Source organism: Monashia sp. HAY1-5C (genome assembly GCF_056755255.1).
Map to the genome: position 1 here is coordinate 1 of NZ_JBPGXG010000871.1, position 230 is coordinate 230.

The window sequence follows — 230 nt, forward strand, 5'->3', positions numbered from 1 at the left end:
GGCGATGAGCTACCTCGACGTCGTCGCCGCGGCCGCCGAGCGCTCGTCGGTGCCGGTGGCGGCCTACCAGGTCTCGGGCGAGTACTCGATGATCCACGCGGCCGCCGCCAACGGCTGGATCGACCTGCAGGCTGTCTCTTATACACATCTCCGAGCCCACGAGACGGAGCTACATCTGGGGGGGCGTCTTTTGGTTGGGGAGGGGGGGGGGGGGGGGGGGGGGGGGGGGG

Annotated in this window: 1 pseudogene; it reads left to right on the plus strand. The window is 71.3% G+C overall.

Annotated features, from left to right (window positions below):
* Positions 1-230: pseudogene (locus ACR9ZK_RS23810) on the plus strand (hypothetical protein); the annotation flags it as partial.